At 65.4% G+C, this 19555-nt stretch carries 18 protein-coding genes and 1 riboswitch; of the genes, 5 read left to right on the forward strand and 13 right to left on the reverse strand.

The window, feature by feature from the left end:
* Positions 1–93: 93 nt before the first annotated feature.
* The 3 genes from KG104_RS16025 to KG104_RS16035 all read right to left on the reverse strand — a co-directional run bounded on the left by KG104_RS16025 (position 94) and on the right by KG104_RS16035 (position 3149).
* Positions 94–705, reverse strand: a complete 612-nt coding sequence (locus KG104_RS16025) for a nucleotide exchange factor GrpE (RefSeq protein ID WP_104053140.1) — start codon at positions 703–705, stop codon at positions 94–96.
* A 2-nt stretch (positions 706–707) separates the two neighbouring features.
* Positions 708–2579 (reverse strand): molecular chaperone DnaK, encoded by a 1872-nt coding sequence (gene dnaK / locus KG104_RS16030; protein WP_104053141.1) that lies wholly within the window; start codon positions 2577–2579, stop codon positions 708–710.
* Between the two features lie 126 nt (positions 2580–2705).
* Entirely contained in the window at positions 2706–3149 is a 444-nt protein-coding gene (locus KG104_RS16035) for a DUF3995 domain-containing protein (RefSeq protein WP_237688614.1), read from the reverse strand.
* A 245-nt stretch (positions 3150–3394) separates the two neighbouring features.
* On the opposite strand from KG104_RS16035, the gene KG104_RS16040 reads away from it, so the two are divergent.
* The 3 genes from KG104_RS16040 (at position 3395) to KG104_RS16050 (ending at position 6956) form a co-directional block, all read left to right on the forward strand.
* Positions 3395–4198, forward strand: a complete 804-nt coding sequence (locus tag KG104_RS16040; RefSeq protein ID WP_207347718.1) for a methyltransferase domain-containing protein — start codon at positions 3395–3397, stop codon at positions 4196–4198.
* Positions 4199–4254: 56 nt separating this feature from the next.
* Entirely contained in the window at positions 4255–4773 is a 519-nt protein-coding gene (locus KG104_RS16045; protein ID WP_207347717.1) for a low molecular weight protein-tyrosine-phosphatase, read from the forward strand.
* Between the two features lie 95 nt (positions 4774–4868).
* On the forward strand, positions 4869–6956 hold the full coding sequence (locus KG104_RS16050) for a chorismate-binding protein (protein ID WP_237687086.1): 2088 nt from the start codon (positions 4869–4871) through the stop codon (positions 6954–6956).
* Here KG104_RS16050 and cls read toward each other — a convergent pair whose 3' ends face one another.
* Entirely contained in the window at positions 6957–8432 is a 1476-nt protein-coding gene (gene cls, locus KG104_RS16055) for a cardiolipin synthase (RefSeq protein WP_104160239.1), read from the reverse strand. It lies immediately after the preceding gene.
* A 70-nt stretch (positions 8433–8502) separates the two neighbouring features.
* Here cls and KG104_RS16060 point away from each other — a divergent pair, with 70 nt between their 5' ends.
* Positions 8503–9378, forward strand: coding sequence for an aminodeoxychorismate lyase (locus KG104_RS16060; protein WP_104101985.1), 876 nt, complete (start codon positions 8503–8505; stop codon positions 9376–9378).
* A gap of 20 nt (positions 9379–9398) precedes the next feature.
* On the opposite strand, the gene KG104_RS16065 is transcribed toward KG104_RS16060, so the two are convergent.
* The 3 genes from KG104_RS16065 to KG104_RS16075 are packed head-to-tail and all read right to left on the reverse strand — an operon-like array spanning position 9399 to position 12365.
* Positions 9399–10199: an energy-coupling factor transporter transmembrane component T family protein gene (locus KG104_RS16065; RefSeq protein WP_207347890.1), complete on the reverse strand. Its 801-nt coding sequence runs from the start codon at positions 10197–10199 to the stop codon at positions 9399–9401.
* A gap of 14 nt (positions 10200–10213) precedes the next feature.
* Positions 10214–11749: an ABC transporter ATP-binding protein gene (locus tag KG104_RS16070; protein ID WP_207347716.1), complete on the reverse strand. Its 1536-nt coding sequence runs from the start codon at positions 11747–11749 to the stop codon at positions 10214–10216.
* Complete coding sequence (locus tag KG104_RS16075) at positions 11736–12365, reverse strand: ECF transporter S component (protein WP_207347715.1); 630 nt, start codon at positions 12363–12365, stop codon at positions 11736–11738. Before KG104_RS16075 ends, KG104_RS16070 begins: the two co-directional genes overlap by 14 nt.
* A gap of 58 nt (positions 12366–12423) precedes the next feature.
* Positions 12424–12563: riboswitch (TPP riboswitch) on the reverse strand.
* An 89-nt stretch (positions 12564–12652) separates the two neighbouring features.
* Here KG104_RS16075 and KG104_RS16080 point away from each other — a divergent pair.
* The gene (locus KG104_RS16080; protein ID WP_104160235.1) at positions 12653–12916 is read left to right on the forward strand and encodes a DUF4235 domain-containing protein; all 264 of its coding nucleotides are present in this window, start codon (positions 12653–12655) and stop codon (positions 12914–12916) included.
* Positions 12917–12943: 27 nt separating this feature from the next.
* On the opposite strand, the gene mnhG is transcribed toward KG104_RS16080, so the two are convergent.
* Genes mnhG through KG104_RS16110 form a run of 6 tightly spaced genes read right to left on the reverse strand, consistent with a single transcriptional unit; the run spans position 12944 to position 19431 of the window.
* Entirely contained in the window at positions 12944–13420 is a 477-nt protein-coding gene (gene mnhG / locus KG104_RS18335; protein ID WP_372434169.1) for a monovalent cation/H(+) antiporter subunit G, read from the reverse strand.
* A gap of 42 nt (positions 13421–13462) precedes the next feature.
* Entirely contained in the window at positions 13463–13723 is a 261-nt protein-coding gene (locus KG104_RS16090; RefSeq protein WP_104053152.1) for an MrpF/PhaF family protein, read from the reverse strand.
* Complete coding sequence (locus KG104_RS16095) at positions 13720–14337, reverse strand: Na+/H+ antiporter subunit E (protein ID WP_237685645.1); 618 nt, start codon at positions 14335–14337, stop codon at positions 13720–13722. The genes KG104_RS16090 and KG104_RS16095 overlap by 4 nt, the downstream gene beginning before the upstream one ends.
* On the reverse strand, positions 14334–15944 hold the full coding sequence (locus tag KG104_RS16100) for a Na+/H+ antiporter subunit D (protein ID WP_207347714.1): 1611 nt from the start codon (positions 15942–15944) through the stop codon (positions 14334–14336). Before KG104_RS16100 ends, KG104_RS16095 begins: the two co-directional genes overlap by 4 nt.
* Positions 15941–16429: a Na(+)/H(+) antiporter subunit C gene (locus tag KG104_RS16105; protein WP_104053155.1), complete on the reverse strand. Its 489-nt coding sequence runs from the start codon at positions 16427–16429 to the stop codon at positions 15941–15943. Before KG104_RS16105 ends, KG104_RS16100 begins: the two co-directional genes overlap by 4 nt.
* Positions 16426–19431, reverse strand: a complete 3006-nt coding sequence (locus KG104_RS16110; RefSeq protein WP_104053156.1) for a Na+/H+ antiporter subunit A — start codon at positions 19429–19431, stop codon at positions 16426–16428. Before KG104_RS16110 ends, KG104_RS16105 begins: the two co-directional genes overlap by 4 nt.
* Positions 19432–19555 lie beyond the last annotated feature (124 nt).

Raw genomic sequence — 19555 nt, forward strand, 5'->3', positions numbered from 1 at the left:
CTCCTGCCCACACCCCGCGGGTTGCGGACCGGACGTGCACTGCTGGAAAAAAGGTGCCCAGGGCCGCCGTGAGACGGCCCCGGGCACCCCTGCCTACTGCTCCGGAACGGAGACGATAACCTGTGCCGCCCGCAGGACCCGGTCATTGGACTTGTAACCGGCCCGCAGAATCTGCGTCACTGTATCGAACTGGACGTCCGGGCTTTGCTGCTGGATCAGGGCTTCATGGATGTTGGGGTCAAATTCGACCCCCACCTCGTCAATCCGTCCCAGGCCGTACGTCTTCAGCGAATTTTCCAGCTTGTTGGCGATGGAGGCAAAAGGCCCCTCCGCCAAGTCGCCGTGCTGGCGTGCGGCGTCGATGTCATCCAGGACGGGCATCAGGGAGTTCAGCACTCCAATGACGGCCATTTCCCGGGCGACGTCGCGGTCCCGCTCCACCCGCTTGCGGTAGTTGACGTATTCCGCCTGCAACCGCAGCAGGTCGTTGCGCAGTTCCGCAGCTTCCGGTGATCCCGCGGCAGAGGGTTCCGGGGGAACATCGGCGCTGTTGAGGATCTGCTCGGCCTGAGCCAGAGCATCGCCTTCGGCACCGTTGTCCGCAGCGGGAGCCTCACCGGAGGCCGCAGCTTCGGACTCCGCCGGCGATGTGCCGGCGGGATCCTGCTCGTCGCCGTTGTGCTTCTCGTTGTTTGCTTCAGTCATGATTACTTCTTGTCTTCGTCGTCGACAACCTCTGCGTCAACGATGTCTTCGTCACCTGCGGAGGATCCGCCGGCTGCACCTGCATCACCGGCGCCGGCGCCGCCTGCGGCACCTTCAGACTGTGCCTGAGCGTAGATGGCTTCGCCCAGCTTGGTCTGCGAGGTCTGCAGCTTCTCGAACGCGGACTTCACTTCGTCGTCGTTCTCGGTGCCTTCGAGAGCCTTCTTCAGTGCGTCAACGTCGCCCTTGACCTCGGTCTTGACGTCTTCGGGCAGCTTGTCATCGTTGTCCGTGAGGAGCTTGTCCACGGAGTAGGCCAGCTGCTCGGCGGAGTTTCGGACGTCCGCTGCCTCGCGGCGCTTCTTGTCCTCCGCTGCGTGCTCTTCGGCTTCGCGGACCATCCGGTCGATGTCTTCCTTGGAGAGGGAAGAACCACCCGTGATGGTCATGGACTGCTCGGCGCCGGTGCCCTTGTCCTTGGCGGACACATGCACAATGCCGTTGGCATCGATGTCGAAGGTGACCTCAACCTGCGGGACGCCGCGCGGAGCCGGAGCGATACCGGTCAGCTCGAACGTACCCAGCGGCTTGTTGTCGCGGGTGAACTCGCGCTCGCCCTGGAAGACCTGAATGGCCACGGACGGCTGGTTGTCATCCGCCGTGGTGAAGGTCTCGCTGCGCTTGGTGGGGATGGCCGTGTTGCGCTCGATCAGCTTGGTCATCACACCGCCCTTGGTTTCAATGCCCAGGGACAGCGGGGTGACGTCGATCAGCAGAACGTCCTTGCGCTCACCCTTCAGGACACCGGCCTGCAGTGCGGCACCAACGGCCACAACCTCATCCGGGTTCACGCCCTTGTTCGGCTCCTGGCCGCCGGCCAGTTCCTTCACGAGGTCGGTGACGGCCGGCATACGGGTGGAACCGCCGACGAGGATGATGTGGTCAATGTCGGAAACCTTGATGCCGGCTTCGGAGATGACGTCCTTGAACGGCTTCTTGGTGCGGTCCAGCAGGTCCTTGGTCAGGTCCTGGAATTTGGCCCGGGAGAGGTGCTCATCCAGGTGGACCGGACCCTCGGGGGTAACCGAGAGGTACTGCAGGGAGATGTTGGTGGAGGTGGCCGAGGAGAGTTCCTTCTTGGCCTGCTCCGCTGCTTCCTTCAGACGCTGCAGGGCAATCTTGTCCTTGGACAGGTCGGCACCCTTGGCCTTGGCCTGGCTCAGCAGGTAGTCAACGATGCGCTGGTCCCAGTCATCGCCGCCGAGTCGGTTGTCACCGGCGGTGGCGCGCACCTGGATGGTGGAGAAGTCATCTTCATCCTTGCCAACTTCCAGCAGGGAAACGTCGAACGTTCCGCCGCCGAGGTCGAAGACCAGGATGAGCTCATCTTCCTTGCCCTTGTCCAGGCCGTAGGCCAGAGCGGCCGCGGTGGGCTCGTTGACGATGCGCAGCACGTTCAGGCCGGCAATCTCGCCGGCTTCCTTGGTGGCCTGGCGCTCAGCGTCGTTGAAGTACGCGGGAACGGTGATCACGGCGTCCGTGACCTTCTCACCCAGGTACGACTCGGCGTCGGACTTCAGCTTCTGGAGGATGCGGGCGGAGATTTCCTGGGCGGTGTACTTCTTGCCGTCAACGTCCACGCTCCAGTCGGTGCCCATATGGCGCTTGACGGAGGAGATGGTGCGGTCAATGTTGTTGACGGCCTGGCGCTTGGCGATCTCGCCTACGAGGACCTCTCCGGACTTGGCGAAAGCAACAACGGACGGCGTGGTGCGGCCACCCTCTGCATTGGCGATAACGGTGGGCTCGCCACCTTCAAGGACGGAGACAACCGAGTTGGTGGTTCCAAGGTCAATACCTACTGCACGTGACATTTGCTTCCTCTTTCCGTGGAAAACGACGCCGTCGAGGGGCCTGAGCCTCCGCACCGCGTCTTGAGCGTTCTGCACTCAACTTTACTCACGCTCCGATCTTTGTCAACAAAGTTGAGTCTGATCGACTCAACTTCTTCCATCCGGTGCCCCGGTCTTGACGTTCCGGATCCGGGACAAAAGAAGGTACCCACAGAGGCAAAGTCCCCAAAGCAGGAACAGCGGATCCCACAGCCAGGCGTGGCCGGCCAGGGCGGGGAGGTTGTATCCGCCTGCCGGTATCACCCATCCGGCCAGCACCGCATTGCTGACTGCCGTGTTTAGGCCGCCATACAGGATCAGCAGCAGAGCCCCTGCCCAGCTCAGCCCGCGCCATAGTCCTGTCCAACCGATCCGGCCGTAGGCAACTGCCACCGGGATGACGGCGCCGCAGGCCTTGGCAAGGGCCACCAGCCCCAGTCCGAGTCCGGTCAGCAGCCGTGACTCCGAGGAGACCCGTAATGCGTCACTGCCCACCGTGTCCAGCAGCCACTGCCCGCCAAGGGCCCAGTAACCGCTATACGAGGCATGCACCAATCCTGCGGCGCACGCCGTCCACACACAGATTCGGGCGGCCTTCTCCCCTTGACGATTCCATCTTTGCCTTCCAAGGCATCTCGCCAGGCAACGCCCGGCCGTTGGAGGCGGGGTCCAGATGCCATCGTCCCGAACTCTTCGACCCGGGACAAGGGCTCATGCCCGGCAACGGCGACGCAGCCCGGACGACACAGGCCGCAGACTCCCCCAGATACGGGCACGCCTGCGCGTATCCTCCTCCTATGGCTTCCGAACAGTATTCGCACGGCCACCACGCCAGCGTGGTTGGCGCCCACGCCGTGCGTACGGCCGCCGATTCAGCGGCGTATCTGCTCCCTTACCTTGAACCGGGAATGACGCTGCTGGATGTAGGCTGCGGCCCGGGCAGCATCACGGCTGACCTCGCGAACCTCGTAGACCCCGGGCCCGTCACCGGACTGGACCAGTCCGAGGACGTGGTGGCCCAGGCCCGGAAGCTCGCCGCCGCCCGGGGACTGGACAACGCGGAGTTTGCCGCGGGGAACGTGTATGACCTGGACTTTCCGGACGCCGCGTTCGACGTCGTCCACGCCCACCAAGTGCTTCAGCACCTCGCAGATCCGGTGGCGGCCCTGCGGGAGATGCGGCGCGTCACCCGGCCCGGCGGGATCGTGGCGGTCCGGGACGCCGATTTCCACGGCATGAGCTGGTACCCGGAGCTTCCCGAACTCTCTGAATGGATGGACACCTACCAGCGGATTGCCCGCGGCAACGCGGCACAGCCCAATGCCGGCCGGCGCCTCGTTTCGTGGATCCTGGAGGCAGGCTTTACGGAGTTTGTGCCCTCGGCGTCCAACTGGCTTTACGCCACTCCTGAACGCCGCGCGTGGTTCGGTGACGGCTGGGCTCAGCGGGTGCTGCATTCCGCATTCGCCGCCCAGGCGCTGGAGCGCGAGCTGACTGACCAAGCCGGTCTGGCCCGGATGGCAGGCGGCTGGCGGCGCTGGTCACAAAGTCCGGACGGATGGTTCCTGATTCCGTCCGGGGAGATCATCGCCTGGGCCTAGCTGCTCGGTGCCGGTCTTCTTCGCCCGCCATCTTCTTCGGTGGGTAGGCTGGATGAATGTACAGAATCATCACGGTCTGCACCGGCAACATTTGCCGCTCCCCCATGGCCCAGTTCTGCCTGACCCGTGCTTTTGACGAGGCGGGACTCGGAAATGACGTCCGTGTGGATTCCGCCGGGGTGACCGCCTGGGAGGCCGGGCGCCCCATGGACCCCCGCGCCGCGAAGGAACTCCAAAACCACGGTTTTCGTGCCGGGGAGACCCGGGTATTCCGGGCACAGGAGTTCAAACTGGAATGGTTCGCAGACTGTGACCTCGTGCTGGCCATGGATTACGGGCACTACACCGAACTCCGGGATTGGGCAGCAACTCTTCAGGACCGGGACAAGGTTCGCCTGATTCGCAGCTTTGATCCGTCCTCGGCAAAGCTACCGGTCGAAGAACAGGGTATTGAAGATCCCTGGTACGGCAACATGAGCGACTTTGACTCCTCATACGCCCTGATCCAGGCTTCAGTGCCGGGCGTGGTGCAGTATGTGCGGGACGCCCTCGCATCCGCCGGCGGATCGCGCTGAAACCGCCACGGGTCTTCCCCCGCGCCGGCACGCTGCCTGTCCTCATCGCCGTTGACGGCTTCTCCGGTGCCGGCAAAACCACCCTCGCAACAGAGTTGGCAGCGGCACTTCGCGCCCACCACACCGTGTCCCTCTTCCACCTGGAAGACATCTATCCGGGATGGGACGGATTGGCGGAGGGAATCGGGTACTTCCGCCGGCACGTCGCCGAACCGCTGTCCGCGGGCCGCGCTGCCGTTTGGCAGGACTGGGATTGGAGCCTGGGCCGGTATGCCGACGCGCGCCGCACCGAGCCTGCTGACATCATCATCTTCGAGGGCGTGGGCTCTTCCAGCGCCGCCGTGCGCAGCCTGCTCCATGCTGCCGTGTGGGTTAGTGCACCGCCGGAACTTCGGCGGAAACAGGCACTGGCGCGCGACGGCGACACCTACGTGCCGCATTGGGACCGGTGGGCCGCGCAGGAGCAGGCCTGGGCGGCGGAGGATCCGGCGTCGTCCTGCGCGGACATCACTGTTGACCTCGGCGTGGACCGGAACGCCGGCGCGCCGGATCCCGCGGCCACCGTCCAATACGTGCTGCAGGCCCTGGGGGAACTCGCACTTCCGCTAACCCCCGGCTGGGCCGGAGCCGGCACGGACGCCGGAACTGTCCGGGTTCAGCGGCTGGACACCTGGGTGAACCCCGAGCTGCTGTACGCCGCGCTGTACGGCAGTTCTTCCCGCGCCGTCTGGCTGGACAGTTCCAGCGCCCCGGACTCAGTCGTGCCGGACCCGGAGGTGCCGGTTGGCCCGGGTCAATCCGGTGCCGCGCACGTTTGGGCCCGAAGCCGCTTCAGCATCATGGCCGACGACGGCGGCCCGCTGGGACGCTACGCCGAGCACCGGCGCGAAACCGGCGGCGGAGTGACCACCATCGTGTCCGGACCGGTGAGCGCCCGTCGGCCGGGAGCGTTCTTCCCCTGGCTGGACTCGGTCTGGGGGCGGCCCCGGGGGCAGGCCCCGGCCGATTACCCCTGTGGGTTTGCCCTGGGCTGGCTCGGGTTCCTGGGCTACGAATTGAAACGGGAAACCGGCGGCAGCAACACTCCGGCGGCTCCGGGCACAAACCCGGAATCCGTCCCGGACGCCGCCCTCATTTATGCCGGGCGGGCCGTGGTGCTGGACCACGAGCTGAGGTGCGTCTACGTGCTGACCCTTTCCGGCAACAGCCCGGACGGCGGTGAAAGCAGCGCGGACAGCTGGGCTGCGCTGGTGCGGCGGACCGTCGAAACTGTTGCCGCTGTCCCTCCGGGAACCATGCCGGATCTTCCGCCCACCGGTTCTTCCCTGCCCGTCCCGCAGTTTGCTGTGCGGGACAGCAGGGATTCCTATCTGGCCAAGGTCCGTTCCGCGCAGACAGAAATCAGCAACGGCAACTCCTACGAGGTGTGCCTGACCACCTCGCTTACCGGGCACCTGGCCGAGCCGCCGGGCCCGGCAGACGTCCTGGGTCTGTACCGCAGACTCCGGCGGCGCAGCCCTGCGCCCTTCGCCTCGCTGCTGCGCTTCGGAGGGTACAGCCTGGCCGGAAGCTCTCCGGAACGCTTCCTGTCCTTCGACGCCGCCGGACGCATGCGGGCCGAGCCGATCAAGGGAACCCGCCCGCGCGGAGCCACGGCCGCGGAGGACCGGGGACTGGAAGCAGACCTGGTCTCATCGGTGAAGGACCGCGCGGAGAACATCATGATCGTGGACCTGCTGCGCAATGATCTGTCCCGGTTCGCCGTCCCGGGTTCGGTCACCGTGCCCCGCCTCTGCGCGGTGGAAACCTACGCCACGGTCCACCAACTGGTCAGCACAGTGGACGCGGTGCTGCTTCCCGGTGCGTCCCGGGCCGAAGCCCTTGCCGTTGCCTTCCCGCCCGGGTCCATGACCGGGGCTCCCAAGATCAGCACCATGGCTATCCTGGACCGGCTGGAGGGTGCCCCGCGCGGAGCCTATTCCGGCGTCGTCGGCTGGTTTTCCCTGACCGGTGCCGCGGATCTGTCCGTGGTGATCCGTACCCTGGAAATCCGGGACCGTTCCCTGTCCCTGGGGGTTGGCGGAGCGGTCACGGCGGACTCGGATCCGGAGGCGGAGTGGGAAGAAGTCCAGGCAAAGGCCTTCGGGGTACTCAGTGCGCTGGGAGCCCGGTTTCCGGAGTAGCTACTGCAGCGTGGCGGTCAGCCGGCACACGTTGTCGATGTAACGCTGCCAGACGGGGCGCCCCACCCACTCTGAGAGCAGCAGCTCCCGGGACATGGACCGGTAGGTGTCTTCAATCCGGCGCATGTCGGTCACGATGTTCCCGTCGAACATCATGACCGACACTTCCAGGTTCAGGGAAAAGGACCGCATGTCCATGTTCGAGGACCCCAGGACGGCCACCTCGTTGTCGATGGTGAAGTGCTTTGCGTGCAGCACCAGCGGCTTGGGATACAGGTAGATCCGGATGCCTGCACGCAGCAGAGCTTCATAGTAGGAACGCTGGGCATGGTCGACGAGGAACTGGTCACCCCGCTCGGAAACGAACAGCTCCACATTAACGCCGCGCTGGGCAGCCGTGGTGATGGCGTACAGCAGGGAATCATCGGGCACGAAGTACGGACTGGTGATGGAAATGCGGTCCGAGGCCGAGTAGATCAGGGAGGTGAACAGGCGCAGGTTGTTTTCCGTGGTGAACCCGGGGCCGCTGGGCACCACCTGGCACGTCACGTCGCCGGGATGGCTGTCCCATTCATAGAGGCTCAGCTCGCGCTCGAGGTTTTCATCCGTTTCCGCGTTCCAGTCGGTGGCAAAGACCACGTTGATCTCATCAACCACCGGCCCTTCCAGCCGCGCCATCAGCTCCACCCATTTCCGGCCCATCTTCTGGTTATGAGGCTTGCGGTAGGAGGGTTCCACCAGGTTCTGCGATCCCGTGTACGCCACTTTGCCGTCCACCACGAGGATCTTGCGGTGGTTGCGCAGGTCCGGCCGCCGCCACAAACCGCGGGCCGGGAGCAGGGGCAGCATCCGCCGCCACTGAATGTCAGTGCTGCGAAGTTCCTTCAGCAGTTTCCGATAGCCCTTCACCCGCAGGGTGCCGATGTGGTCAAACAGCAGGCGCACCCGGACTCCGCGCGCGGCGGCGTCCTTCAACGCGGCGAAGAATTCCCGGGTGACGCTGTCGTAACTCATGATGTAGAACTCGACGTGCACGTATTTTTGGGCGGCGCGGACCACTTCGGTCATTTCGCGGATGGACTCGCTGTAGTCCCGCTGCAGCTCCACTTTGTTGCCGTCCAGGCTCGGGAAGGATCCCAGCCGGCGGTTCAGCTCGGTGGCCGAGACCACCCATTCCGGCCCGGAATACCGGCTGCCCTCGGCCTCCAGTTCGCGGGTGTTCTCACGGACCGCCCGGTTGACCTCAGCTTGGCGCTTGACCCGGTGTTCGGAGAGCCGGAAATTGCCGAAGAGCAGGAACAGGATGATTCCCGGCACCGGGAGGAAGAAGATGCACAGCAGCCAGGCCATGGCGGTGGTGGGCCGCCGGTTCCCCGGCACTACGCCCAGGGCGATGATGCGGATCGCGTAATCCAGCACGGTTAGTGCCGTGGCGATCCATACTGGGAGCGCCGTGCCCGTTAATGCAACCCACACACGAGGCTCCTATCAGCTGACCGGTTCCCCAATAGCCTAGTCTGCCGGATGAACAAACTAGGCTGGGGTCATGACTGTTCTGGTGTTCCTGGATCCGAAGTTTCCCGAAGGCCGTCTCGCGGATGCCGCCGTCCCGCAGCTGATGGCCGCCGATCTGGGGGCCACCCGCGGCGACGGCGTGTTTGAATCGATGCTCGCCGTTGACGGCACTGCCCGTAAAATGGACGCCCATCTGGACCGGATGGCGTCTTCGGCGCAGGCTCTTGACCTTGCTTTTCCGGAACGGGAGAGCTGGGAACGTGCCGTTTCCACGGCCCTTTCCGAGCTGCTGATTCAGGCCGGACCCACAGAGGCGGTGGTGAAGCTGCTGCTGACCCGCGGAGTCGAGGGCACCGGCTCCCCCAGCGCGTGGGTTGCGGCTTCCCCCGTACCCGCCGAGGTCAGGGAACGCACCGCCGAGGGCCTGGCTGTCCTGCTGCTGGACCGGGGTTATGACAGCACCGTGGCCGACCGAGCGCCCTGGCTGCTGCTGGGCGCCAAGACTCTGTCTTACGCCGTCAACATGGCGGCGCTGCGCTACGCGAAAGCTCAGGGCGCCGACGACGTCATCTTTACGTCCTCCGACGGAAAGGTCCTGGAGGGTCCGACGTCGAGCGTCATCCTTGCGGTCGAGGAAGACGGCGTCAAAACGCTGCTGACGCCCGAGCTTGAGAGCGGCATCCTTCCCGGCACCACTCAGCGCGCTCTGTTCGACGCGGCTGAAGCCGCAGGATGGGCCCGGGGCTACGGACCCCTGGAGCCGGCCCACCTGATGGAAGCCGACGCCGTGTGGCTGGTTTCCAGCATCCGGCTCCTCGCCCCGGTGACCTCCATCGACGGCACCCCGATCCCGTCATCCCCCGAGCTGACCGAGGAACTGACCGCACTGCTGCGCGGGGCCTTGTAGTCCGGGCTGCTCAGTCCGGGTCAGGTCAGGATGAAGTTGAACGTTCCGGCGGCAACGGCGGCGGTCAGCGCCGCACCGGCCAGCAGCACCCCGTAGAGGGCAACCCAGGCATCCAGCACCGTGAACACTGAGGTGCGGGCCCACGTCCTCCCCCCGCTGCCAAAACCGCGGGCTTCCATGGCTGCGGCCAGCCGGGTGGCCCGGCGCACCGCCTGCACCAGCAGGGCAACCGCCTGCCCCAGGAAGGAACGAACACGGGTCAACGGGCCGGAATCCGCGCCCATTCCCCGGGCATGCCGGGCCATGCCCAGGCTTTGCCATTCGGAAACCAGCAACCCCACCAGACGCATGGCGGCCAGCGCCCCGAGCACAAACCGGTGCGGAAGCCTCATCTTCTGCGCGAGGGCATCCGCCAGATCCGTGGGGTCTGTCGAGGCCAGCAGGTAAATCCCCGGCAGGGCTATCGCCAAACCGCGCAGTCCGATGGCGATGCCTGCGGCCACCGAATCCGAAGTGAACAGGACCGGCCCGGCATCCAGGAGGACGGTGCCGGTCTTTTCCGCCAGCAGCGCCGTGCCCCAGGCGCCAACCAGAGCGGCAATCACCAGGGGCCAGATGCGTTTGAGCAGAACCAGCGGCCGGATCCTCAGCAGCGGCAGCAGGAGCAGCTCACCGGCCAGCACAATGCCTGCGCTGATCCAGTCCACACTCACCAGCACCGCAAGCGTTACGGCCGCGGCAGCTGCAAGTTTTGACAGCGGATTTGCCCGCTCCAACAGTGTCCCCGCCGGACGCCGGGTCGGATTCCGCAGGTCCGTCATCATTTCCGTGCCGCTCACTTCCACACCGCATTCCGGACAGCCCTGCGTGCCGTGGCCGCGCCGTCCTCCACGTGCAGGACATCTCCTCCCAGCGCCTGCAGGAACTCGGCGTCGTGGGTCACGGCCACCACGGAGCGCCCTTCGGCCAGCAAACTGCGGAGCAGGGTCACCAGCTCAGCCCAGGTGTTGGCGTCCTGGCCAAAGGTAGGTTCGTCCAGCAGCAGGATGTCCGGTTCCGTGGCGATCATCGTGGCAACCGAGAGCCGGCGCTTCTCTCCCCCCGAGAGGGTGAACGGGTTGGCGTCCAGCAGGGAGGTGAGCCTCAGCCGGTCCGCCAGCCGTTCCACCAGGTCGGTAATCTCCGTTTCTGTCAGCCGTCCTGCACGCCGGGGGCCAAAGGCCAGTTCCCCGCGGACGGTGCCGGTCAGGAACTGATGTTCCGGTTCCTGGAAAACCGTGCCGATCCGGGTCACCAGTTCGGTCGATTTCCAGCGGCCGGGATCAGTTCCGGCGGAACCGGCGAGCGCGGGTGAGGCACGCAGTGCGCCGGCCACGGGTGGAAGCAGTCCCCCCAGCGTCAGGGCAAGGGTCGTCTTTCCGGCGCCGTTTGGGCCGGTGATGCCGAGTGAGGTTCCGGCCCGCAGCGTCAGGTCCACCCCGCTGACGGCTGCCGGTTTCCTTTTCCCGCGCCCGGCGGCCAGCCCGCCGGCAACAAGCAACTCAGCTCCGGCGTCCTGCGCCGGAGGGTCCGAGACCGCAGGCCGGGCCCCCGGAAGCCAGACGCCGGCAGCGGCGAGGCGGGCACGGTTCCCCGGCTCCGCCAACACCTGCGACGGCGGTCCGTCAGCCAGGATTCCGCCGTCGGCCGCCAGGACCACCACCCGGTCCACCACGTCCGCCCAGACGGCAACACGGTGTTCCACCACAAGGAGCGTGGCGCCCGTTCGCTCCAGCACGCGTTCGACGGCGGCACGGACCTCCCGCACGCCGTGCGGATCCAGATTGGCGGTGGGTTCATCCAGCAGCAGCAGGCCTGGCTGCATGGCCAGCACGCCGGCCAGGGCTAAACGCTGCTTCTGCCCTCCGGACAGGGCGGACGTCGAATGGTGCAGCGGCACCCGCAGGCCAACATCGTCCAGGCTGGTGCGCACCCGCTCCCAAATCTCCTGCGGGGGTATCCGGAGGTTCTCCGCACCGAAGGCAACCTCATCCCCCACACGGGAGAGCACCAGCTGCGAGTCGGGATCCTGCAGTACCAGGCCCGCCCGGCCGCGGGCCTGCAGCGGATGCACCCCGTCCAGGGTGAGGCTGCCGTGTTCCTCCCCCGCAGCGTCGGGTCCGGTGCCTTCGCCCAGGACACCTGCGAGGGCGTGCAGCAGTGTGGATTTCCCGGCCCCGGAAGCACCCAGCAGCAGGACCTTCTCCCCTGCTTCGATGTCCAGCGTCAGGGAGGAGAATGCGGGGGTGCTGCGGCCGGCGTGCCACCACGAGTAGTCCCGCGCCCGCACGGCCACGGGGGAAGACACGGGGGAAGCGTCAGGAACGCGCATCTGCTGCCCGTCCCGAGGCGAACGATGCCAGGACTCCGGTCCGGGCCAGCGCCCGGGCGGCAAGCCAGGACAGCACCCCGGCAAGGACGGCACCGGAGACGGCGGCGAACAGGGTGTACAGGGCCTGCCACTGCAGGGCCCATTCGGGCCGGTAGAGGATGTTTTCGCTAACCCCGAGGAACACTCCGGACACCAGTCCGGCCAGCACTGCAACGGGAAGGGTATACCGGACGTAGAGGAAGGCCAGGAAGACCAGTTCGGCTCCCAGCCCCTGGACGAATCCTGACAGCAGCACCGAGAGGCCGAACTGCGTTCCCAGCACGCCGGACACGGCCGAGGCGAGGACCTCACAGTAGATGGCGGCTCCGGGTTTGCGGATGATCAGGGCGCCCAGTACGCCTGCAATGAGCCAGCCGCCGGTGTAGAGGCCGCCTAGCGGCGGAAAGGCAAGAAACATAACCTCCACGCCGCTGTAGGCCAGCGACCAGACCCAAAAGATGACGCCCACGGCTACTGCGAGCACGGATGCCACCACAATGTCGACCACCCGCCAGGGGCGCCGCCACGGTGAATCCTGCCGACCGGGGCGTTGCGCCGGGGAATTGTTCTGCTGCATGAAAAAACCTCCTGAGGTACAGGAGGGGAGGGACTGTTCACGGCGGACTGCCGTGAGATCCCGTGAGATCTCGACTCCCTATCGCCGGTACTAACCGGATCAGGTTCGAGGGTCTGCGGATGTCCGCACTCTCAGCGCCTGGGTCTTCCCGCGTCGTGCCTGAGCACTGGCGGGGAGGGCGCTCCCCTGTCGTATGTTTTGCGATCACCACTCTACACACGGACAAGCCACTTTGGGCGGCCCGGCGGTAGGGTTAGGGAAAACGGCCCCCAACCTTAGGAGCATCCATGAACCTGATCCTTAAACTGCTCAGTACCGGTGTGAGCATCGGCGCGGGCATCGTGTCCGCCAAACTGCTGGACTTCCTCTGGACCCGGATCACCGGCAACGAACCGCCCCGGGACAATGACGGAGTCCTGGACGTCAACCTCCGCACCGCGGTGGTCTTCGCCGTCGTTTCCGGCGCCGTTAGCCAGGCCATCCGGGTGCTGACCACCCGCGGCACGCAGCGCGCCATCCAGCGTTACCAGAAGACCCCCGAGGTCGTCTAAGCAGCACCGGGTTTCACCACAGGGCGCTCAGCCCTCGGGACTGTGTTCCGGGCGGCGGGCGCCCTGCGCTGTTTCGGCCGAGGAATCGTCGTCCAATGACCCTGCTTCGTTGTGGGCTCCGGGATCGTCATCCACGCGCGGGTCTTCATCTTCGTCTTCATCGTCAGTATCGCCGGCCCGGGATTGGAGCAGCAGCTCCTGGGCGCGGCCCACCACGTCGTCAAGCTCGTCGATGGTGAGCAGTTCGGGCCGCAGGTGCTTGGTACGGTATCCGGCACGCCCCACCATGTGGGCGGACACCGGTGCGGTAAGGATCATGAACAACCAGCACACGCCCAGGACCGGAAGCAGTGCCCAGCTTTCAAACTGGACGGCCATGGCCAGCAGGAACAGCAGCAGTCCGAGCACCTGCGGCTTGGACGCGGCGTGCATGCGGCTCATCAAGTCCGGGAAGCGGGTCAGGCCGATGGCGGCCGCCAGGGACATCAACGCCCCGCCGAGCATCAGGATTCCAACAATGAGGTCATTCAGTTCCGGGCTCACGGGCTACCTCCGGTCCGTAACAAAGCGGGCAACGGTCACGGAACCGATGAACCCGATGAGTGAAATCGAGACCAGCAGCGCCAAATAGTTCAGGTTCCGGTTCACGATCATGTCCGTGGCCAGGGCAGCTCCCACGATGGTCAGCAGGACGTCAGCCGCCAGCACCCGGTCCAGGATGGAAGGACCGCGCGCGATCCGGAAGATGGCACCGGCTGCCGCGACGGAGAGCATGACTGCCACCAGGACCACAAAGATGCTCATCATGGGTTCATTTCCTTGCTGGTTGCGGCCGGGAGGGCGCTCTCGGATCCGGCCAAAGCCTGCTCTGCCTTCAGCACGTCCAGGTCCTCACGGGTGCCAATGCTGCGGATCAGCCAGGACTCGGTGTCCCGCACGTCCTTGCGGACCTTGTCCGCTTCCTCCGGTGTGGAAACGTTCAGGCAGTGCAGGTACAGGGTGGAGGTGGACCGGTCAACTTCCACGACGAGCGAGCCGGGAATCAGCGACAGTGCGTGTCCGGTGGCAGTGACGAGCAGGTCCGACCGGCTGCGCAGCTTCACGCCCACCACGGCATTCTTGATGTTTGGCCCCTTGGTCAGGGACAGCCACAGCACTTCGAAGCTGGCGTGCACCAGTTTGTAGAAGAACCGGACCAGGAAACCCGCAGCGTAGAGCGGGTTGAACCGTCCGCTCAGTTCCACGGGAGGCAGGTAGAAGATATTGGCCACAATGAACGCGATCACGGCCCCGAAGATCAGGTTGCCGGCACTGAAGTCCTGCCAGAGGGCGCCCCACAGGAACACCAGCCAGATCAGCAGCGGGATTTCCTTCAGCAGCGGTACGCGCGGACGGTTCCGCATTTGGGCTCTGCGGGTCATTGTCCGGCCCCCTCTCCAAGAACGGCTTCAATGTACGGGGTACGGTCCAGCAAATCCTGCGCAGCGTGGTCGCTGAGCGAAAACAGCGGGCCGGCCAGGACGGTCAGGGCAACACCCAGCGCCACCAGTCCCACTGTGGGGTACACCATGGTGCGCGGCAGCAGGTCGACGGCGCCGCGGCCCGAGAACTTACCGGTGGACTTTTCGGTGACGTCACCGGAGGTCCGCAGCGACGATCCGTCGGTGCCGGTGGCCAGCAGGATCGGATCGGGGTGCACGGCGTCTTCCGGGGTTCGCCAGAAGGCACGGTTCCAGACCCGGGCCATGACCAGCAGGGTCAGCAGGCTGGTCAGGACGCTGGCCCCCACCAAGGTATAGGCCAGCGGCGTGCCCAGTTCAGCGCCTGCCTCCAGCAGCCCCAGCTTGCCCAGGAAGCCGGAGAACGGCGGAATGCCGCCCAGGTTGATGGCGGGGATGAAGTAGAGCACGGCCAGGATCGGCGACAGCTTGGCCAGTCCGCCTAGGCGGTCCATGTTGGCGGTGCCGCCCCGGCGCTCGATCAGGCCGGTCACCAGGAACAGCGAGGTCTGGACCGTAATGTGGTGGACCACGTAGAACACCGCGGAACCGATGCCTATCACGGATCCGACCGCCAGGCCGAAGACCATGTAGCCAATGTGGCTGACCAGGGTGAAGGACAGCATTCGCTTGATGTCTGTCTGCGCCAGGGCACCGAGGATGCCCACCACCATCGTCAGCCCGGCAACCACCATCAGCAGCGAGTTGATCCGGTCGCCGGGGAAGAGCAGCGTCTCGGTGCGGACCATGGCGTAGACGCCCACCTTGGTCAGCAGGCCGGCGAACACTGCCGTTACCGGTGCCGGAGCGGTTGGGTAGGAGTCAGGCAGCCAGAAGGACAGCGGGAACACCGCAGCCTTGATGCCGAACGCCACCAGCAGCATCAGGTGCAGCATCAGCTGGGTTCCCGAATCCAGGTCTCCCAGCTTCACCGCCAGGTCTGCCATGTTTACGGTGCCGGTGGCAGCGTAAATCATGGCGATGGTGATCAGGAAGAGCAGGGAGGAGACCACGCTGACCACCACGTAGGTGACACCGGCGCGGATCCGCGGCGTTGTCCCGCCCAGCGTCATCAGCACGTAGCTGGCGGTCAGCAGGATTTCAAAGCCCACGTAGAGGTTGAAGAGGTCCCCGGCCAGGAAGGCGTTGGATACCCCCGCAACCAGGATCAGGTACGTCGGATGGAAGATCGAGATGGGTCCGTCTTCATCGCCGTCGGCCATGCCCTGCCCGGCCGCGTAAATGAGCACCGCCAGGCTTACGGCCGTGGAAATGACCAGCATCAGGGCGGAGAACTGGTCCACCACCATGGTGATGCCCACCGGCGGGAGCCAACCGCCCAGGTTTACCGCCTGAGCCCCGGTCTCCCAGACGGAAAACAGCAGGACAACTTCCAGTACCAGGGTGAGGGACAGGATGCTGACGCTGATGATGCGCTGGGCGCTGGTGTGGCGAATCAGGATGAAGGCGAGGGCTGCACCGAAGAACGGCAGGACAACGGCCATCGGGGCCAGGCTTATGGTGTTCATTCCTTGGCCTCCGGGCTGGTGCTTTGACCGGTGGCGCGCAGGGAGCCCGGCGCCTCTTCAGCCTCTTCGGGCGGGGTGAATTCAGTGGTGTCCTCGGGGACGTCGGCGTCGTCCTCGGCATCGAAGCTGCTCTGGCTGGCCACGCGGCGGTCCTCAATATCGTCCTGGACCTCGTCCTGGCGGCTGAGCACCCAGGACCGGTAGATGATGCCCAGCATGAACGCGGTCACCGAGAAGGAGATCACGATGGACGTCAGGATAAAGGCCTGGGGCAGCGGATCATTGTAATCCTCCGCCGCGATCTCCGCGTTGAACAGCGGCGCCAGGCCCTGGAAACCGCCGGTTGAGAGCAGCAGGATGTTGGTGGCGTTGGTGAGCATGGTCAGTCCCAGCACCACGCGGGTCAGGCTGCGTTCAAGGAGCAGGTAGATGCCGCAGGCGTACAGCGCTCCCATAATGATCATGAAGGTGATGTTGACGCTCATCGGGCCACCTCCTCTTCCTTGCTGACTATCTCGGGTTCGGGTTCCAGCAGGTCCTCGTCGTCGGAGGATCCGCCTTCGCTGCGTTCATCGATTTCGGAGCCCAGGCTGCGCAGGACATCCAGGACCAGCCCCACCACCACCAGATACACGCCGATGTCGAAAATGGTGGACGTGACGAACTTGATCTCGCCAAAGATCGGCCAAGTGAACTTGATGATCGCGCTCTGCAGGATCTGGCCGCCGAAGAGCAGCGGCGCCGCGGCCGTGAGGCCGGCGATGCCCAGCCCGCCGCCCAGCAGCAGGCCGGCGCTGACCGGGCTCGCTTCAGCCAGTTCAAAGCGTCCGCCTGCCAGGTAACGGATGGTCAGGGCCAGCCCTGCCATGAGCCCGCCGGCGAAGCCGCCGCCGGGAATGTTGTGGCCGGCCAGCAAGAGGTAGATCGAGAACATGATGACTGAGTGGAACAGCAGCCGCGTAATTACTTCAAAGATGATGGAACGGCGTTCCGGTGCCAGGGTCCGCCCGGCCACCAGCCAGGCATCACGGCTCACGCTGGAGAACTTCCGGGCCAGGGCCAGCGTGGCTTCCTGGCGGCCTGTCGAGGCAAAGTGTTCGCGGCCGCGGTCCACCGAGCCGGTGGCAACTCCCTCGGCACGACGGCGCTTGTCGCCGCGTCCGCGGACAAAGATCAGCGAGGCCACGCCTGTGGCGGCCATGGCCAGCACGGAGATCTCACCGAAGGTGTCCCAGGCGCGGACGTCCACAAGTGTTACGTTCACGATGTTGGCGCCGCCTCCCACCTCATACGCGAGGTCCGGGTACAGCAGCGAGATGGGCTCGGCGACGCGGGAGTTCATGGCCGTCATGGCGATGAGCACCATGGTGGCGCCGAAGGCGATCCCGAGCAGGGCCCGCAGCAGGCGGTGCCCGGCGGGTTCCCGCTTCCACAGCCGGGCCGGCAGTGACCGCAGGGCCAGCACAAAGGCCACCAGAACGATGGTTTCCACCAGCATCTGGGTTAGGGCCAGGTCCGGTGCGCCCTGCAGGGCAAAGATCAGGGCAATGCCGTAACCGGTGACACTGACCATCAGCACCGCAAGGAAGCGCTTGTTGGCGCGGGCTGCGGCCAGGGCGCCCAAGATGATTCCCACGCCGATCACTGCCTGCAGCGGGGTGTCCCACCAGTGGAACTGGTCGGGAAGGGAAGCTCCGCGCCAAAGCAGGGCGGACAGCGGTGTCAGGACGGCCACCGTCAGGATGACGAACAGATAGAACATCAGCGAACCGCGCTGCGTGCGGCCGGTAATCCAGACCGCGACGTCGTCGAGCACGCCAATGATTCCGCGGTAGGAACGCTCGGCGTCCAGCGGTGCGGTGAAACGTGCCTGGAGCTTTTCGACCCGCAGCCGCTGCCAGAACAGCAGCACCCCGGCGCCGATGGTAATGACCGTCAGCAGCAGCGCCGTGGTGAAACCGTGCCACAGCGCCAGATGGGTGGGGGCGCCGTCGGCCGGGTACAGATCAGCGTAGGAGCTGACGGCGGCATCGATCGGGGCCGGCCAGAGACCGAACACCACCGTAACCGCCGCGAGGATGGCCGGCGCGCCGATGAACGCCCACGGAACCGGCTTGAAGGGCGTCGGACGGCAATTAGGTTTGGCCGCAAAGCCGCCCCAGACGAAGCGCGCGCTGTAGGCGAAAGTCAGGATGGAGCCGATGACGACGCCGGCCAGCAGGACGGCCGCACCGAAAGTTCCCTGCTTTTCGGCGAAGTGGACAAACGTTTCGTAGACGGATTCCTTGGCCACGAAACCCAGCAGCGGCGGAACGCCGGCCATGGAAGCGGCGCCGATGACGGCAACGACAAACAGTTTCGGTGCGGAGCGGTAAATACCGGAGAGTTTGCGGATGTCGCGGGTACCGGCCTGGTGGTCCACGATGCCCACCACCAGGAACAGGGTCGCCTTGAAGAAGCCGTGAGCCAGCAGCAGTCCCAAACCGGCAATGGCAGCCTCGCGGTTGCCGAGACCGACCACCAGGGTCAGGAAGCCGAGCTGGCTGACCGTTCCGTAGGCCAGGATCAGTTTGAGGTCATGCTGGCGCAGCGCGCGCCAACCGCCCAGCAGCATGGTGGAAAGGCCCAGAACGAGCACCACCGCATGCCAGTAGGTGCTTTCCGAAAAGCCGGGGGCCAACCGCGCAACAAGGTAAATGCCGGCCTTGACCATGGCTGCGGCGTGCAGGTAGGCGCTGACCGGGGTGGGCGCGGCCATGGCGGCGGGCAGCCAGAAGTGGAAGGGAACCAACGCGGATTTGGAGATGGCGCCAATGAGCATGAGCACAATGGCGATGTCCACGAGGGCGCCGCGCTCCAGCAACTGCGGGGCCATGGCCATGATCTCTGAAATCCGGAACGTTCCGGCGGCATCACCGATCAACACCATGCCCACGAGCATGGTGAGCCCGCCGAGGGTGGTAACCACCAGTGCCTGCAGGGCGGCCCGGCGCGCCGACAGCCGATGCGCCGAGTATCCGATCAGCAGATAGGACAGGACGGTGGTTACTTCCCAGAAGATGAAGAGCAGGATCAGGTCATCCGCCGTCACCAAACCGAACATGGCTGCTGCGAAGGCCAGCAGCTGGGAGCCAAAGGCGCCCATCTGTGCGTCCCCCGGGCGGAAGTAGCGTGCGCAGTAGAACAGCACGAGCGATCCAACGCCGAGAATGAGGATGGACAGGACCGCGGCCAGGGTGTCCATCCGGAACGCGAGCTCAACTTTGAGATCGGGAATCCAGGGGATCACTACGGACGGCGGGGCGTTGGGAGCGCCCGAGGCCAGCGTCTGGTCGGCACCTGTGTACCGGGGGAACGTGACCAGCAGCCAGATGAAGGCTGCTGCGGGGACGGCGGCCAGGACGTAGAACGCCGACCTGCCGATCCTGCGGAACATTATGGGCGCCACCAATGCCACCGTAAACAAAACGGTGAGCACAATTAGCACTAGATCTCCCGAGCTTTTTTTGACAGTCTTCCAGCCACAAACACAGCTGTAGTTATCAAGGTGGTGGTCAGAGGGCGTATATCTATTCTACTCATGGCATACACCCAAGCCCCATTCGAGGGCC

Source organism: Arthrobacter sunyaminii, from assembly GCF_018866305.1.
GTDB classification, from domain to species: domain Bacteria; phylum Actinomycetota; class Actinomycetes; order Actinomycetales; family Micrococcaceae; genus Arthrobacter_B; species Arthrobacter_B sunyaminii.